The sequence below is a fragment of the Nostoc sp. UIC 10630 genome (assembly GCF_010747425.1).
In the GTDB taxonomy this organism is placed as follows: domain Bacteria; phylum Cyanobacteriota; class Cyanobacteriia; order Cyanobacteriales; family Nostocaceae; genus Nostoc.
On record NZ_JAAGOG010000053.1, the window covers coordinates 25,762 to 42,208 of the forward strand.

Below are 16,447 nucleotides of genomic sequence, written 5' to 3' on the forward strand. Positions count from 1 at the left end.
GGTTTGTAATCGCCCTGGTTTTAAGTTGACAAGCTGTAATTATCTATCTCGTTCAACTTCCATAATTTCTGTATACTCAAACTCATTCGGACTTTGTTTCACCAAAGGATATCTTTCTCCACCCAACTCAATATAATCTTGTTCGCAATCTGGCTTGGATGAATAATATGTAAGCACATATTCTCTACCAATTCTATTTGTCATTTCCGCTTCAACTTCACCCCGCCACTGAGTTTTAGTAACTAAAACTATCAACTGATTCGCTAATTGGGGAATTGTCTTCGCAATGTGTCGCCGCGAATTCTCATCCAAACTGCCGAAGGGTGAATCCATCACAATTGGGAAAGTGCTGCTATCGGGAATCATCATCATTTTTCGTTTCTCACTCCATTCCCTTACTTTGTCAATGATGCTAGCAATAAAGGATAAACTGAGAACTTGATTTTCCCCGGTGGATGCTGCAACTGGTGCTTCTATACCTGTAGTATTTTCTACTAATGTCAGTTCATATTTTTCACTAATTTTAGGAATATATGGAGTCACAGAAATCTCCATAAATATTTCTTGCACTCGTTTTTCTAATTGCAGACGAAATTGTTGTTCTTGACGATTTCTAACTTCCGTTAATCGTTCGATTGCATCTTGAGCAGCGTTAATTCGTCGCTGTGCTAAAGTTTGCTTATCTTCATTCAGCTTTTGCTTGGCAATTTGTTTATTTAAACCTTCAATCTCAGTTGTGAGTTGAGCAATTTGCTGTTGATTTGCACCTTGTTCTCGATTTAATTCATCAATTTTACTTTCAATTTCATCTAAGCGTTTTTGTAAACTGCTAATTTCTTCATTAGCATCTTTTCGCAACCGTTCTTGAATATTGTCTAAGTCTCCTTCAATTTGAGATATGCTTTGCCTTAACTGATTAATTCTACTTTGTTCTCTATCAACTTCTTCCCAAAATCCTACCGCTTGCTTATCAATTTCATCTACTTGAGCTATCATCCTAATTGCAGTTTCTTCCACCGCCGAGGAACCGGCTTTATTTAACCAAGTACTCACATGAGTATGAGAATGATTACCCTCGTGTAATTCTGCACCACAAATACAGCGCTGAGAATTGAGTAAATCATTCACAAATTCCCGCGATATTCCTGATGTTAACTCACCTCGCGCCTTCAAATCATTAATAATTCCTCGAAACTGGGATGTAGTTTCCGACAATAAAACTGTATAACCTCGCGCAGAGATAACTTTTTTCAGCGCTTCCTTTGTTTTTTTATATTCTTCTTGATTCGCCGTCTTCTGCGATTCTAAATCTTGCCATCTTTCTTGCAATTCTTTAGCTGCACTAAGTTCTCGTAAACGGTTACTTGTCTCTTTTTTAAAAGTTTGTTGATATTCTAACTCTTCTTTAATTTCCGTTTGCCGTTTGGTAATGCGTTCGCGTTCGCGTTCTATTTTTTCTTGCTGTCGTAATAGTTGCTTTGTTTCAGAATCACCAATCGCTTTTAATTCATTTTCTAGACTTTTTTTAGCATCTCCCAAATGTCTGATGGAACGGTTGATTACCTCTACACCCAAGAAAATTTTTGTAGCTTCAGCAATTTCAGCCTTTTTATCAGAACGGACTATTTCTTCAATTCGTTCGCCGTCAAAGAAAAAATATTGATGTAAAGTAGCGGGTAAAATTTGATTAATTATATCATCTGGTTGCTGAGTTGGGATATTCCATTTGCCATCATCCGCACCAACCCACATTGTTAATTGAGTTTTGCCAGCGTCAAAATCACCTTCGTTTTTATAACCCCGACAGGCGCGTTTAACTCGATAGCGTTTACCTTCATGTTCCCAGCCAATCTCTACCCAACATTCTACAGCTTGACCTTTTTGAGCCTCTGCGATCGCACGCTTATTAACTAACTGTTCTATTGATGCAAACGCTGCACTAAATTTATCATACAATACCCACGTAAAGGCATTTAGTAAACTAGTTTTACCAGAGCCATTATTGCCATGAATAATCGTCGTATTTTGAACATCTCCACCAGCCAGAAGCATCTCTGGTGTCGTACCATAAAAGGAGCGAAAGTTGCATAGCTTGATTGAAGTCAGCTTCATCGCACCTCTTCCTTAATAATGTCCAAAATATTATCATTTATATGGCTGTTAATCTTCTTATCTAGCCTGCCTTTTTCCAGCTTCCATACCCGCTCAATAATTCGCCTTACCTCCGGCGGAGCGCTGTTTATTGGCTCCTGCACATCATCAATATTCGCATCTTGTGACATCTTCAGTTTGGAAATATAGATTTTCTATATTTTAACTTTGTCTAGTGCTGTACTCACCACCGTAAAGCCACTGTTAGCGTTATCTTTAATTTTGTAAAAACTATTTTTTTAAATTTATACTTTTCTTTGAAAAAAGACTTTATTATTGAATTCTCTTCTGTTATTGTTAATATTAACAATCTAGATCATAATGGGATGTAAGTAAAATTTTTAAAGTCACTTACATCCCATTATGATCTAATTTATAATTTTATTATTTCATACTTAATGCTTGTTTTTTCAAAACTTGAAAATTTTTACAAAAAAATACAACTATATAGTTCATTATCAAATATCTAATAAACCATAGCGCTTTTGTAAATCAAGTAACTTCATTCTTGCTTCCCCTGCATTATCAGCTAAATCGGCAAACTCCACAAAGCGACGCAATTCCTTTTTCAACAGATTGCGCTCAACTTCTATAGTTTCTCTATCTAAATCTGGCGGCAAAACAATCATGTCAAATATAGTGGCGCGTTCTTTACCAGGATGAGGGCGTAAAACTCGCCCCCGTCGCTGGATAAACTGACGGGGATTACCAGAACTCGATAAAATCACCGCAGTTTGAATTGCTGGAATATCTACACCTTCATCTAAACAACGAATTGCGACTAAACCTTGCAACTCTCCACTTTCAAATTGATGGCGCAATATTTCCCTTTCTTGTAAAGTTGTTTGGGCTGTATAGGTGCTTACCTTGTAACCTAAATCCACACCCAGAATTTTAGCAACAGCTTTAAGTTGGCGTAGAGATGAACGTTGTCCCGCATCTTGGGAACCATCACTACAATAAAAAAGAGTGTGAGTAGTTTCGCGGCGAGTTGCCATTAAATCCCGTAAAGCATTTAATTTATTTTCCGCCGCACCAATCAATCTTGCTCTTTGCATCAATAACGGCTTTAAATCTTCATTGTCTTCAAAACTTCCTGCTTGTCCATTTTCTCTATCTCGGTAAAGTAGCGATCGCCCAATTCTTTTAGTTAGCTTTAAATAGGCAATACTTTCTGCTTCAGTTAACTCTACCAACACTGGATAATACAGATAATGTACCAAAGCACCTTGAGCGATCGCATCCCTCAAAGTGAACTCTGGTTGGAGAACTGGGCCAAAATAATCAAATAAAGATTGCGTACCAAAATCATCAAAATATCTTTCCGGTGTGGCAGATAAAGCTAGTCTCAATCCAACACTGCGCGGCAAACTTTCTTCTAACTTGGGTGCGCCTAAATTATGCGCCTCATCCCCAATAATTAAAGTTTTGGCAGGAAAATATTTGAGTTGAGACTGAAACCCATCTCCAATTAAAGTAGAGTTCGTAGTAATCACCGTAACAAACCTTTGAGAACCAGAACGCAAATTATAAATTTGCGTCGAAAGTTGACTTTGCCAAGTGCGTAAATTCTCAAAAGCTAAAATGGGTTGCAAATTAAATTTTTCACACTCTCGCGCCCATTGGGTGACGAGATGGCGATAGGGACACACCACCACCAGCACTTGTAAATTAATCTGCTGATATAATTCACAAGCGATCGCTAGTGCGGTAATAGTTTTACCACTACCAGTAGCCATTTTCAGCGTCCCTCTACCATTGTTGGTAAACCAGCTAGCGATCGCTTGTCGCTGATATTGCCGTAATTGCAGAGACACAGGCATTCTTGGGCATCCTGGTAATGGTTGCAAAGTGTAATAACTGCCCTTACTTTCCCTTGCAAACGGTAATTTCAACCGGAAAGTGGGCAGTTGCTGCACTGGATTTTTTGTCAGGTACATAAAATGTTAAGTACAAAGGTAGTCATGAACCCTAATTAATGGGCATTGGGTATTGATTATCTCTCCCCCACTCCCCATTACTCAGTTGTAACCACGCCAAACACCAATGAGTGAACCTTGTACCTGCACTTGCATAGCGCTGACTTCTATGGGATTGTACTTGGGATTTGCTGGTTTAAGGGTGACGCGATCGCCTTGGCGATAAAAACGTTTTAATGTTGTACCAAATCCATCGACTCTGGCGGCGACGATAGTACCATTTTTTAAATGATTTGGTTCTGCTACTGGACGCAGAAATACCACATCACCATCAGTAATTAAATCTTCAATCATGCTATCGCCAGCTACCCGCAAAGCATAGGTTTGGGGAGGTAAATCGAAATTAGAAAAGTCTAAATGATCTACAGCATCAGTAAACGGTTCTATTAAACCACCAGCAGCGATCGTCCCCAAAATTGGTACACCTTGCTTCACAGGACGCAAAATCCGAATCGTTCGGGCTTGTCCTTCAGTCCATTCTATATATCCTTTTGTGCGTAAATGTTCTAAGCGGCTTTGAATTGGGGCTGGTGACTTCAAGTTCATCGCTTGCATCATTTGCCTAATAGAAGGCGAATGCTGGTGCGATCTGATGTATTCTGCCAACCATTCGTAAAGTTCTTGTTGAGCTTCCGTTAGACGTTCCATAAATTTGCGGGAAGTAATTATTAATGTCTCTAGAACATTAGTACTACAAAAAACTTCCCATAACAAGAGAAAAGTAAAAATTATGAAAGGCAAAAGTAAGAATATTCTCTTTTCTTTGACCCATTTATTTCGGATTTTTTACCAGCAAGTAGTTAGGAGCCAATTGCACACTAGCTATTCCGACTCCTAACTCTTGTACAGACGCGATTAATCGCGTCTGTACTCCTAATTCCTAACTCCTTTCATTCCGCCCCTAAGATACTCGCAAGCAAAGCTTTTTGAGCGTGTAAGCGATTTTCTGCCTGTTCCCAAACTTTTGATTGAGAACCTTCAATAACTGCCTCAGTAATTTCTTCACCACGATGGGCTGGTAAGCAGTGTAAAACAATCGCCTCTGGATCAGCAAGACTCAATAGCTGTTCCGAGATTTGGTAAGGCTGGAAAATTGGCATCCGATTATCGGCTTCAGATTCTTGCCCCATACTTGCCCAAACATCAGTATAAAGTACAGTAGAACCCTTGGCGGCTAATTCTGGATCGTGAGTGACAAGGACTTCTGTTTTGTTATTAGCGATCGCTCTTGCTTGTTCTACAATCTTAGAATCTGGCTCATATCCGCTAGGGGTGGCAATTCTAACATTCATCCCCACCAAAGCACAGCCCAACATCAGAGAATTAGCCATATTATTCCCATCACCCACGTAGGTTAAAGTTAACCCAGCAAGGCTGTTAAAGCTTTCTTGAATCGTCAATAAATCAGCCAATACCTGACAAGGATGTTCTGCATCAGTAAGCGCATTAATTACCGGAATCTTGGCATAGTGAGCAAAAGTTTCTAAATCTTGCTGGGCAAAAGTGCGAATTGCCAAAATATCCAGATATCGATCTAACACCCGCGCCGTATCCTGCAAAGGTTCCCCGCGACTAACTTGAGTGACATTAGGGTTGAGATCGATTACCTGTCCACCCAGTTGGTACATCGCCACAGTAAAACTTACCCGTGTACGAGTTGAAGCTTTGGAGAACAACAACCCCAAGACTTTATTACATTGTAACTTCAGCTGTTGTGATTTAAGTTCAGTTGCCAATTGCAGGAGTTCTTGAACTTCCGTAGGACTGATGTCCGCTAGACTTAGTAAATCTCGTCCGAGCAATGCTGCCATGCTTATAATCTGTAAAAAATAATTATATATTTCTGTCCCTTTATTCAGCTGTGCTAAGAAAATGCAGTTTTGGAACTGACGAGATATTTTTGCGTTCAGCCCAGGATTTAAGTTAGCTTTTGGTATGGATATTAATTTATCAACTTTATCCGTGATTGCGATCGCAGATTTGTTTCTATTTCATCACAATTGCACAACCATCTAGGTATAAAAAAGCCGCGAGATCGCTAAAAACTCTGATCTCTTAGCCTTGTTTCTGGAGAAGTAGAAATTTTTTAGCAATTACAGCTAGACAAATAAATTGATTATGGTACAATGATAAATTGTGGTTGCTACTTAAGAGTAATCAAAAAATTGCCAGCATAGCACAGTGGTAGTGCATCCGACTTGTAATCGGAAGGTCGCGAGTTCAAATCCCGCTGCTGGCTTTAAGTATACATAAAGACTTGAGTTGTTAATTGTGTACAGTAATTCAGCAAATTGGCGATCTACTGGAGTACATCACATCCTAAAACTTTTGGAAGGAAACGAAAGGACAAATTGAAGGAGCATCCTTCAGAATATCTTCAAGTTATGCAAAATTAACCTAATCTTTATCCATATACACTGAAACAAATTAAAATAGTGAATCTTTTGTGTAGATGGAGCCTATACTAAATATCACGCATTTTTTGCCTTTTTATATCATTAGGTATTGCGACCTTCTGAAAATATCAAGGGGAAAAATTTCTTCGGTTAAAAGAAGCATTATGATGCGGAAGGAGAACCTAGTACCAGTATTTATGAATCTTCTAGCCGTCACAAGTTTTAATAGGCTGTCTCTTCATGTTCTGGTTGAACAGGCTCAGTCGGGACTTTTTATCGCATCAGTCCCAGAGTTACCTAATTGTACAGCTGAAGCTGAAACCCGTTCAGATGCGATCGCAGCCGTACAGGAGCAAATTAAAGCTAGACTGGCAAATATTTAGGTGCTGACCCTAGAAGTGGCAAATAATCCCTGGACAGATTTTATTGGGATGTTTGCGGGAGATGAAGAGTTTGCGGATCTGGCTCAGGAACTGCGTACTGAGCACGAGTTAGATATAGTATGAGCCTTTGGGTGTTAGATACAGATCATATATTAATGAAGTCTCTGTGCGTGCTATTTAAATGATAAAGAATTGGCGCGATCGCACCAACTCCTTACACTTTTTATCCTTGTTGTTGGTTTAACCAAGCTTCTAAATCAGCAATATTAGAAAAGTCTAGTAATGCTTCTCCTAGATTTTCTAATTGTTCAATCGATAAACCTTTAATTCGCTCGATTAATGATTCATTAATTTCTCCAACACGGCGATTGAGCAGACGTATAATTAAATGTTGTTCTCCTTCCTGTTTTCCTTCCTGTCTTCCCTCTTGTTTGGCTTGTTCCCTATCTCTTTGATAAAGTGGTTCTAGTCGCATAACTAACTCCCTATCATCTGATTCTAATTCTTGATTTACTCTCAAGTTTTCGCGCAAGTTGTAAACTAATTCCAGGGTTGCTTTTTGGTATGGATGGTTTAATGGTAACGCTTGCAACTCGATAATCGCTTGCGACTGTACGCTTCCCCTACCTAAAAGCCTCAACCATAATGTTTCTGGTATCTGTGGTAATTGATGTATCGCTACAATTGCTGTCCGCAAGGCATCTGGAAGAAAATGTACTCCTGATAACCAACCTTCTTTTTGCATAGTTCCAAAGCTAGACAATCTAGTTTCAGATACCGTTGGAGTAAGAACCCACAATTTGGGAATTTCTGAGTCCTGAAGTTTAGTTTTATTTGCTTTAGCTTCTCGTCGTAAGAGAGCCTTTACTTCTAATAATTTGAGAAGACAGTCGCATATTTCATCAGTAGAAGCTGGATTGCGGAATGGTTCTATGAGTGCAGGATTTTCAGCAAATCTTCCTAGTAAACCCAGTATTTGTAAATTAGAGCTTTGCTGTTTGTCAGGAGTGAAGAAAACATCTATTTCTTTAATCTCTCCTGAGACTTTTTCTGATGACTTGACTTCTCCGTAATCTTTTAGCAATTCCTCAAGATAGTCTTTAGCAAATTTGTCATGTATGAAACGTGTCATTCAATTAGTTCTCTAGTTATTTAAATTATCAAGAGTTAGTGCAATGCGCGATGCCTTTGGCGGGCGTAGCCATCGCACCAATTCCCTACACCTTTTATTTGCTAGACTTGCTATCTAATTAATACGCTCACTACATCGCCTGATTCACCTAAAGTACCTGCTCTTACAGGTTTAGACCAAGAGCCTATTTCTGCATAACCTGTAGTATGCAAGCGATAGATAGTACTCTTGACTACATTAGGACTATCGACTAGCAGGTGTTTTATCTTTTCTCTACTTACGTAGACTTGATTGCTGCTGTTATCTTCTAATGTCACGAATTCTTCTGCCATAACTTATATATTCAATGTTTTCTCTAGTTTTGTTATCATATATGATAACAAAACCAAAATATAAATTAACATAAAAGTTAACAAAATTATACTCCCTGCCCTGTGATAATGGAAATCATGGGAAAAGCAGGACAAGCACTAAGACAGGTTTTAGAGTCTTACAACATTAGCCAAAGCCAACTGGCAATAGGTTTAGGTGTTGAACGTCCGATTGTCTTTCGTTGGTATCACGAAAAAATTGACCCTACTGCTGAAACTGTTGCAGACATTGTTAAGGCATTAAATAAGATTAATAAATTAGCCGCAAATGATTTTATTCAAGCATATTTAGGAGAGTTGGCATTATTTAAAAATCAACTTACGAATCAAGACTTACCACTATCAGACAAAGTTAATGTTACGGTTTTAGCTCAAATATTTAACAATATAACTAACTCTTATAAACATCTTTATTTTTTATCAATATTAGACATTATAAAAAGAAGAAATTTTGATACTTTATCGCCTATTAGCTTTCGGGAAATAATTGTTGAAATGTTAGCTAATGCTTGGTACCCTCACAATTATTTTAAACTATCTTTTGGTAAGCAAGACCAAATTGCTAATAAATTAGATGCTCTTGATCTGGAAATTACAGAACCAATTTTAAAGTTTAGAGATACAGATAAAAAACTTTTGCGTACCTCTATTAATAATCAAAATCTTGATAATATTGTTATTTCTATTAATCGCTATGTATCTTATCGTTTAATTCGTCCTTTCTTTTCTCAAGAGATGAGAGGATTAAAAGATTACGATGTTGACCCTATTATTATTAGTTTGGCTAACAATCAATTTGATACTAAAAAGCCTTTATATTATTTTAACGCTGAAGAACCAAAAAATTGTAACGCCATTATTTTACATCCAGATTGGATTGAATATTTAGAGGAAAACTACACAATAGTTAGGGGGTGGGCTTCTTGGGAATGGTTGAATTATATGCAACAGAGAAACCCTAGCACTCCTAATGTAGTTAACAAATTATTTATGCCACAAGAAAGAGATTCTTTGGCAAATCAAAATAAATATTGGAAAACTATTTTAGAATATCGAGATATTGAATGTATTTATTCAAAAGTTAAATTAAATAATCAATTATGGAATTTGATTCCAACAACAAAATCTGTTAATTCTTCTAAATCTAATAGTTTACCATCAGAAGAATATTTTCTTGACTTTGTAACATTACAACATTTAGGCTTAACGACTTATAAGCAAAGTGTTTCTCAAATAAAATGGTCAAATGATATTGAGACTTTTGTTGCAGAATTGAAAGTTGATCAACCAGACGAATTATTAAATTTAGAAATCCTCTTTAATGCTTATACAAAAACTATAAAACCTTTAATTTCTTTAGCAACTTTGCAAGGTTTTAGCCCTAATTGGGTTTATGCCTAAGAAACAATGAACCCACTTTAGTAATTTGGTTGGCATATAGTGAAGAACTTTGTGAACAAGCAGTTACAGAATTTCAAAAAGCCTGGGACTGTTTAGGCAAACAGCTACGCTGGGCGGTTACGCCATCGCACCACCACCACTTACCGCTTCTGGGGCAACCATGAGTTAGACTTAGCACAAGCGCAAGATGGCTTAGTAGTAGCAGGATTAGCGAAAGTCTATCACACCGCAAAAAAAGTATTCGCTTTATTAATCAACTGGGTGTGCGTTGTTCATTGGTAATTATCGATGAAGCTCATCAAGCAGTCGCCGAAACCTATAAACTCGTCTTAGATGCTTTAGTCATCCCCTACGAAAAAACCGCCTTATTAGGTTTAACCGCTACACCCGGACGGACTTGGGCTGATATTAACACCGATGCACAACTAGCAAAATTCTTCGCCCAACAGAAAGTTACTTTAGAAATCCCAGGTTATGACAACCCCATTGATTATCTCGTCGATCAACAATACCTAGCTAAAGTTAACTATCGTTCCTTATTTTATGAAACGGGTATTGAACTAACTCCCCAAGACCTGAATCGGATTAATACAGAATTAGACATACCCCAATATATCCTCAATCGGTTAGCAGCAGAAGAACAACGCAACCTCCGCATCATCCTAGAACTAGAAGCACTAGCCCAACACCATCAACGGATTATCGTTTTTAATACCTCCGTTGAACACGCGCGACTCATCGCCGGAATTTTGCGTTTCAGAGGATTTAATACTGATGCTGTTACAGGTGATACCCCCAAATCAGAGAGAGAAAGGCTGATTCAAAGTTTTAAAGACGAACAGCCCCAAACCAAGATTTTATGTAACTACGGCGTTTTAACCACTGGATTCGATTCACCCAAAACCAGCGCCGCCGTTATCGCCCGTCCCACCAAATCCCTTCTCCTCTACAGCCAAATGGTAGGACGCGCCATTCGCGGACTCAAAGCTGGGGGTAATGCTACCGCCGAAATTGTCACCGTTGTCGATAGCCAACTCCCCGGTTTTGGTTCAGTTGCATCAGCTTTTCACAATTGGGAAGATGTTTGGAGGAAAAACCCATGAATACTAACGCCCATGATATCGTGCCGACTCACCTGGCTGTTCAAGCAATGCGCGATAACGGTTATAAAAACGCCGCTTATGCTATGGCCGAATTAATGGATAATGCCATTCAAGCGGGTGCATCCCAAGTAGAGTTACTGTGTGGTGAACGAAAACAACAAGTAGAGGGGAGAAAGCGATCGCGTATTGAACAAATAGCAGTATTAGATAATGGTCGAGGTATGGATGCTAATGTTTTACGTCTAGCCCTGCAATTTGGTAATGGTACATATTTAGACCAAGATAAACATACTGGAATCGGACGTTTTGGCATGGGTTTACCCTCATCCTCAATTTCTCAATGCCAACGGGTTGATGTGTGGTCATGGCAAAATGGCATAGAAAATGCACTGCATACTTACCTGGATTTAGATGAAATCAAAAATCGGCGGCTGACCGAAGTACCAGAACCTACTGCTAGACCAATTCCAATTACTTGGACAAAAATCGGTCATAAATTTGGTGACAGTGGCACATTAGTAGTGTGGTCAAAAATCGACCGTTGTATGTGGCGAACAGGAAAAGCGATTATTGATAATTCTGAATTTGTGATTGGGAGAATGTATCGCAAATTTATCAATAGAGATAAAGTAAAAATTCGGATGTTAGCATTTGATTTAGATGCTTTATATGACATCATTATAGACAAATATGCTCTACCTAACGACCCTAGCTATCTAATCGAAAAAACCTCCTGTCCTCAACCATTTGATAATCAGGCAATGTTCCGTCCTTGGGAAGGCGATACATCTTATGAAGCCACCTATAAAATTAATTTTAAAGATAAAGAACATGATGTAAAAGTGCGTTTTTCCTACGCCAAAGAAGAAGCACGTCTAGCCGAACCTGGAAAGAATCCTGGCAGTTTACCACATGGACAACACGCAGCTAAAAACGTGGGAGTTTCTGTTGTGCGTGCTGGACGAGAATTAGAATTAGACCAAAACTTAGTTAATAATTATGACCCTACAGAACGCTGGTGGGGTATTGAAGTAGAATTTCCCCCATCTCTTGATGATATTTTTGGAGTCACAAATAACAAGCAATCAGCCCGTAATTTCGGAGAAATTTTACAACTAGATATTGAATCGTTATTAGAAGAAGGAAAAACCGTTGCTCAACTCAAAGAAGAATTACTTCAAGATGAAGATCCAAAACTTCCTCTTTTAGAACTTGCTCATAAAATTAGTAGTCAATTAAGCTTGATTCGTCGCTTAATCAAAGCCCAAACAAAAGGCACTCGTACCAGTGAAAAACGGCACGGACACGACCCCTATAAACCTGAAAAAGTAGCTACTACTGTGACTCAAGAACGTAAATTACAGGGTTACACAGGTAAAAGTGATGCAGATGAAGAATTACCAAAAGAAGAACGCAAACAAGTTATTAAAGAAACTTTAAAAGAAGAGGGAGTTACTGAAGCTCAAGCAGAATTATTAGCAGCAACTACAGTAGATGATGGCTTAAAATATACTTTTGCACAATCTCCTCTTGATACTGCTGCTTTCTTCTCTGTCAAATCCAGAGGGGGAGCAATTATTGTTACATTAAACACCAATCATCCTGCTTATCAAAATTTAGTAGAAATCTTAGAGGAAGATGTAGATAAAGCCGATATAGATACTTTACGTTCTCGGTTGATTAACTCTTTAGATGGGTTGAAACTACTACTAATGGCGTGGGCAAGGTATGAAGATGAACTAGAAGGTAAACGCAAAGAAAATGCTCAAGATAATCGCATTGATTGGGGGAGAGTTGCTAGAAGATTTTTAGAGAATGAGTTATGAAATAAAATGATTACACAAAAAAATATAATTTACCTTGATTACCATTCAACTACTCCCGTTGACCCCAGAGTAGCAGAAAAAGTCATGTACTATATGACTAATGCTTTTGGTAATGCTAATAGTGTAGATCATGGTTATGGAGATGAAGCAGCAAAAGCAGTTAAACAAGCCCGTCAACAAATAGCAGAATTAATCAACGCTTCCCCCAAGGAAATTATTTTTACATCGGGTGCAACAGAAAGTATTAATTTAGCAATTCAAGGACATATTAATCAACAAAATACTCCCGCTAAAATAATTGTTTCCCCAGTTGAACACAAGGCAGTTTTAGACACCTGCAAAGTATTAGCCAAAAAAGGGCTTGCTGAAATTATTTGGTTAAATGTTAATCAACAAGCTCAAATTGATTTAGAACATCTAGAAAAAGTCTGCTCTGGCGGTGCTTCCTTAATCTGTGTGATGGCTGCTAATAATGAAGTAGGGACAATTTACCCAGTAGAAAAAATTGGAGCGATCGCTCAAAAATACCATATCCCTTTTTTATGTGATGCTTCCCAAGCAGTCGGTAAAATTCCCATCAACTTCCAAGACTGGGGTATTACCTATCTAGCTATTTCTGGGCATAAACTTTATGCACCCAAAGGCGTTGGTGCATTGGTAGTCAAAAAAGGTCATCCTCTTGAACCACTTATTTATGGTGGCGGACATGAACAAGGACTCAGATCCGGTACACTCAATGTCCCCGGAATCGCTAGTTTGGGGGAAGCTTGCAGATTGAGACGATTAGAAATGGAAGCAGATGAAAATGCGATCGCACTTTTACGAGATCAGCTACAAAACTTACTTCAGGCTGAAATTCCTAATTTACTGGTGAATGGGGACTTAAACAACCGTTTATCAGGTAACTTACATATTTCTATCCCTGACATCCCTAATAGTGCCATTATTGCTAGAGTTCGCCATCAATTAGCTATTTCTACAGGTGCGGCTTGTTCATCAGGTATTGTCGCGCCATCTCACGTTCTGCAAGCTATGAATCTTGGAGAAAATATAATTGAGGGAGCGTTAAGAATTGGTATTGGGAAATTTACAACCAAAGAAGAAATCGAAAAAGCATCTTCTGCGATCGTCAGTGCAGTAAAGGCTATTTTGAGCCTAAAATAATAAAACCCTTATTAGGGCTTTAAGAGTAATATTTTCAATTACATAAATCTGTCAAATTGTCAAATAATTTGGCAAGCGACACTTATGATTTCGCCAGTTGTCGATAGCGTTCCTGAACTTCTTGAATCGAAAACAAAGTTTCAAACTTTAACCCGGCTGACTGATACAACTCACCTCCACCTTGTTGTCGGTCTACCAGAGAAATTATTTGATTAACGGTATAACCCGCATCTTTAAGACGCTCAACCGCTTTCAGAGCAGATTGCCCAGTTGTCACCACATCTTCCAAAACTACTACTTTTGCACCCTCTGGTAAAGTGGGGCCTTCTATATAAGCTTTCGTCCCATAACCCTTGGCTTCCTTGCGAATAATCAGCGCTGGTATGGGTCGGTTTTCATAAACAGAAACTATACTCACTGCTGTCACCATTGGGTCAGCCCCCATCGTTAAACCTGCTACAGCCTGAGTATCTACGGGTAGTAAAGGAAACAACAATCGTCCAACAGCTAAAGCTCCTTGGGGGTGGAGTGTTACCTGCATCTTATTGACATAATAAGAACTACGTAGCCCAGAAGCTAGAACAAAATCACCCTCTTGATAAGCCCGTTGAGAAAATAAATCTAGTAGCTTGTGGCGCAAGGTTGTCAAATCAGGAGTGGTTGCCCAAATATCTGAGTGGGTAAGAGTTTCAGTAGGATACGTCATTACAAAACATTAAAAGTTGTGCTACACCAAAGGTTGAACTCATCAGAGTTCTGAACTTAAGCATAAATTAAGATTCGCCCAAAACGAAAATTGAGGAGTCAGAAACGTGCGTATAAAATTTAAAACCCTTGGTGGTTTATTGGTGCTGCTTGCTGCTGGTATTGCTTTTCCCTCAGTTGCATTTGCCCAAACCGAAACCCCCAGAACTGAAACTACGAGTGATGTATTTGAACGAGCTTTTTTTAGTCACGATCGCAATTTCTACGAAAATGGCAGCCTCAAGCGTCAGGTAGACTCACTTCTAGGATCTGGTTCTAGTTTCGGTGGTTCCTTCCCAGAAAATGAAATTGCCCGCGATGCTGAGTTGGTTAACACTTTATATCATGATGTCTTGACTCAGCAAGTTGGTAACGATCCTTATCTTCGCACTCCTGATTTACCAAATCCTTATGACACATCGCTGATCATGTCCCCTCGTTTGAATAGCAACAAACTCAAAGTAGGAACTGAATTCAGGTTCGAAACTTTACCACCTCGGTAAGATTAGCGAGTGGGGACTGGGGAGTGGGGAGCAAAGGACAATAATTACTCACCAACACTTCAGCAATGCTCAGTACAACTGCTCATACCCAATGCCCCATACCCTCTATTACTACTTTTTGATGATTCAGTGCGCCCTGCTGGAATCGAACCAGCCTGAAGACGAATTATGAGTTCGTTGCCTCCCCAATCGGCCAAAGGCGCTTGTTTTGTTCGGATTCCTACGAGCCAATTATTTTGACTCTTTAAGTCAGCCTTATTTGCTAATTTTAGAGTGAGGAAAATACTTCGTTCACTGACTTTAGCCAATTCCGTAATTATAGCATAAATTTACCACGTGTGAATACTGGACACTAGTTTACCAAATTTTTATACTACATAATTTAATCATGAAATAGTACAGACTAATATTGATTAAGTTCCTTTAAGGATTGAGGTCAAAAGCTTCAATATTCTTAAATAGCCCAGCATTTTTATGTGATAGCTTATCAGCAATGAAAATAAATTCTACTGTACTTCTTACTTTGATTTTGTTAATCCTGATGATGGGAGCAGGTTCTGTGAGTGCGTTTTTGGGGTTTGAACTGGGGAGTTCAGCACTTAAAGGCGTTACCGCACCCGATGGTCGTCCCACAACCAAATTTGCCAGCAATAAGGCAAATGCCTCTCAACAGGGGGGGCTAGTCTTATTAAAAGAGGAAGAGATTCTGAAAGTTGTCAAGGCACGAATTGATGGTAAGACCAAGGCTGCTAAATCGGAAAAGCTAGAGGAAGATGACGAAGAAACCAATAGCAGCAAGCAGAAGCCAGAGGAAAAACCCCCAGAAGTGGTTGAAGAAAAACCCCTACCAGGCTTTCCAGTTACTGCCCAAAGTCAGGGTGTAACTATGACTGTGCAATCTGCTCGCTACTCTGGTGGTGACTTGCTACTGAAAGTGAAAATGCAGAACAAAGGTAAGGATTCTGTGCGCTTCCTGTATAGTTTTTTAGATGTTACTGATGATAAAGGACGAACCCTAAGCGCTAGTACAGAGGGTTTACCAACAGAATTGCCTGTCAATGGCCCAGCATTTTCAGGTACAGTGAGCATTCCCACAGCTTTACTTGATGATGTCAAGAAAATATCACTTGCTCTTACTGATTATCCTGCTCAACAATTGAAGCTAGAGGCATCGAATATTCCTGTGGAAAGGTAGATTGGCATTGGGCATTAGGCATTGGGCATTGGGCATGGGGCATTGGGCATTGGGCATTGGGTATTGGTCAATAATCAATAGTTCCTCTCTCCCTGCACC

Annotated in this window: 16 protein-coding genes and 2 tRNA genes; 9 read left to right on the plus strand and 9 right to left on the minus strand. The window is 39.0% G+C overall.

What is annotated here, in order from left to right; genetic code table 11:
• Positions 1-39 precede the first annotated feature (39 nt).
• The 5 genes from G1O98_RS14980 to argF all read right to left on the minus strand — a co-directional run bounded on the left by G1O98_RS14980 (position 40) and on the right by argF (position 5,941).
• A complete protein-coding gene (locus G1O98_RS14980) occupies positions 40-2,112 on the minus strand; it encodes an AAA family ATPase (protein WP_163929531.1) in 2,073 nt (690 codons plus the stop codon).
• A complete protein-coding gene (locus G1O98_RS38760; RefSeq protein WP_167306198.1) occupies positions 2,109-2,282 on the minus strand; it encodes a hypothetical protein in 174 nt (57 codons plus the stop codon). The genes G1O98_RS14980 and G1O98_RS38760 overlap by 4 nt, the downstream gene beginning before the upstream one ends.
• A gap of 327 nt (positions 2,283-2,609) precedes the next feature.
• Entirely contained in the window at positions 2,610-4,091 is a 1,482-nt protein-coding gene (locus G1O98_RS14985) for a DNA phosphorothioation system restriction enzyme (protein ID WP_163929532.1), read from the minus strand.
• Positions 4,092-4,172: 81 nt separating this feature from the next.
• A complete protein-coding gene (gene lexA / locus G1O98_RS14990; protein WP_163929533.1) occupies positions 4,173-4,778 on the minus strand; it encodes a transcriptional repressor LexA in 606 nt (201 codons plus the stop codon).
• Between the two features lie 242 nt (positions 4,779-5,020).
• Positions 5,021-5,941, minus strand: a complete 921-nt coding sequence (argF, locus tag G1O98_RS14995) for an ornithine carbamoyltransferase (protein WP_163929534.1) — start codon at positions 5,939-5,941, stop codon at positions 5,021-5,023.
• Positions 5,942-6,297: 356 nt separating this feature from the next.
• Here argF and G1O98_RS15000 point away from each other — a divergent pair.
• A tRNA-Thr gene (locus G1O98_RS15000) sits at positions 6,298-6,369 on the plus strand.
• A 321-nt stretch (positions 6,370-6,690) separates the two neighbouring features.
• A complete protein-coding gene (locus tag G1O98_RS39995) occupies positions 6,691-6,909 on the plus strand; it encodes a type II toxin-antitoxin system HicB family antitoxin (RefSeq protein ID WP_243458446.1) in 219 nt (72 codons plus the stop codon).
• 223 nt (positions 6,910-7,132) lie between these two features.
• On the opposite strand, the gene G1O98_RS15010 is transcribed toward G1O98_RS39995, so the two are convergent.
• Entirely contained in the window at positions 7,133-8,041 is a 909-nt protein-coding gene (locus G1O98_RS15010) for a DUF4351 domain-containing protein (RefSeq protein ID WP_163929535.1), read from the minus strand.
• Between the two features lie 110 nt (positions 8,042-8,151).
• Complete coding sequence (locus G1O98_RS15015) at positions 8,152-8,373, minus strand: hypothetical protein (protein ID WP_163929536.1); 222 nt, start codon at positions 8,371-8,373, stop codon at positions 8,152-8,154.
• 117 nt (positions 8,374-8,490) lie between these two features.
• Here G1O98_RS15015 and G1O98_RS15020 point away from each other — a divergent pair, with 117 nt between their 5' ends.
• The 5 genes from G1O98_RS15020 to G1O98_RS15035 all read left to right on the plus strand — a co-directional run bounded on the left by G1O98_RS15020 (position 8,491) and on the right by G1O98_RS15035 (position 13,906).
• Positions 8,491-9,813 carry a helix-turn-helix transcriptional regulator gene (locus G1O98_RS15020; protein ID WP_175586684.1) on the plus strand — a complete coding sequence of 441 codons (1,323 nt, stop codon included), beginning with the start codon at positions 8,491-8,493 and terminating at the stop codon, positions 9,811-9,813.
• Positions 9,814-9,842: 29 nt separating this feature from the next.
• Entirely contained in the window at positions 9,843-9,977 is a 135-nt protein-coding gene (locus G1O98_RS40715) for a hypothetical protein (RefSeq protein WP_265578558.1), read from the plus strand.
• Between the two features lie 99 nt (positions 9,978-10,076).
• Entirely contained in the window at positions 10,077-10,916 is an 840-nt protein-coding gene (locus G1O98_RS15025; protein WP_345940557.1) for a helicase-related protein, read from the plus strand.
• Positions 10,913-12,742: an ATP-binding protein gene (locus G1O98_RS15030; RefSeq protein ID WP_163929537.1), complete on the plus strand. Its 1,830-nt coding sequence runs from the start codon at positions 10,913-10,915 to the stop codon at positions 12,740-12,742. Before G1O98_RS15025 ends, G1O98_RS15030 begins: the two co-directional genes overlap by 4 nt.
• 6 nt (positions 12,743-12,748) lie before the next feature.
• The gene (locus G1O98_RS15035; protein ID WP_163929538.1) at positions 12,749-13,906 is read left to right on the plus strand and encodes a cysteine desulfurase family protein; all 1,158 of its coding nucleotides are present in this window, start codon (positions 12,749-12,751) and stop codon (positions 13,904-13,906) included.
• Positions 13,907-13,988: 82 nt separating this feature from the next.
• On the opposite strand, the gene pyrE is transcribed toward G1O98_RS15035, so the two are convergent.
• A complete protein-coding gene (gene pyrE / locus G1O98_RS15040; RefSeq protein ID WP_114084965.1) occupies positions 13,989-14,612 on the minus strand; it encodes an orotate phosphoribosyltransferase in 624 nt (207 codons plus the stop codon).
• Between the two features lie 106 nt (positions 14,613-14,718).
• On the opposite strand from pyrE, the gene G1O98_RS15045 reads away from it, so the two are divergent.
• Positions 14,719-15,153, plus strand: a complete 435-nt coding sequence (locus G1O98_RS15045) for a hypothetical protein (RefSeq protein ID WP_163929539.1) — start codon at positions 14,719-14,721, stop codon at positions 15,151-15,153.
• A 130-nt stretch (positions 15,154-15,283) separates the two neighbouring features.
• On the opposite strand, the gene G1O98_RS15050 is transcribed toward G1O98_RS15045, so the two are convergent.
• Positions 15,284-15,356 (minus strand) — tRNA-Ile (locus G1O98_RS15050).
• Positions 15,357-15,646: 290 nt separating this feature from the next.
• Between G1O98_RS15050 and G1O98_RS15055 the strand changes: the two genes are divergently transcribed.
• Positions 15,647-16,348, plus strand: a complete 702-nt coding sequence (locus tag G1O98_RS15055) for a hypothetical protein (protein WP_163929540.1) — start codon at positions 15,647-15,649, stop codon at positions 16,346-16,348.
• Positions 16,349-16,447: the final 99 nt, after the last annotated feature.

Bases quoted from the DNA above. Each gene is read 5' to 3' on its own strand.
- G1O98_RS14980 (WP_163929531.1), bottom strand. From the start codon at position 2,112: ATGAAGCTGACTTCAATCAAGCTATGCAACTTTCGCTCCTTTTATGGT.
- G1O98_RS38760 (WP_167306198.1), bottom strand. From the start codon at position 2,282: ATGTCACAAGATGCGAATATTGATGATGTGCAGGAGCCAATAAACAGC.
- G1O98_RS14985 (WP_163929532.1), bottom strand. From the start codon at position 4,091: ATGTACCTGACAAAAAATCCAGTGCAGCAACTGCCCACTTTCCGGTTG.
- lexA (WP_163929533.1), bottom strand. From the start codon at position 4,778: ATGGAACGTCTAACGGAAGCTCAACAAGAACTTTACGAATGGTTGGCA.
- argF (WP_163929534.1), bottom strand. From the start codon at position 5,941: ATGGCAGCATTGCTCGGACGAGATTTACTAAGTCTAGCGGACATCAGT.
- G1O98_RS39995 (WP_243458446.1), top strand. From the start codon at position 6,691: ATGATGCGGAAGGAGAACCTAGTACCAGTATTTATGAATCTTCTAGCC.
- G1O98_RS15010 (WP_163929535.1), bottom strand. From the start codon at position 8,041: ATGACACGTTTCATACATGACAAATTTGCTAAAGACTATCTTGAGGAA.
- G1O98_RS15015 (WP_163929536.1), bottom strand. From the start codon at position 8,373: ATGGCAGAAGAATTCGTGACATTAGAAGATAACAGCAGCAATCAAGTC.
- G1O98_RS15020 (WP_175586684.1), top strand. From the start codon at position 8,491: ATGGGAAAAGCAGGACAAGCACTAAGACAGGTTTTAGAGTCTTACAAC.
- G1O98_RS15030 (WP_163929537.1), top strand. From the start codon at position 10,913: ATGAATACTAACGCCCATGATATCGTGCCGACTCACCTGGCTGTTCAA.
- G1O98_RS15035 (WP_163929538.1), top strand. From the start codon at position 12,749: ATGATTACACAAAAAAATATAATTTACCTTGATTACCATTCAACTACT.
- pyrE (WP_114084965.1), bottom strand. From the start codon at position 14,612: ATGACGTATCCTACTGAAACTCTTACCCACTCAGATATTTGGGCAACC.
- G1O98_RS15055 (WP_163929540.1), top strand. From the start codon at position 15,647: ATGAAAATAAATTCTACTGTACTTCTTACTTTGATTTTGTTAATCCTG.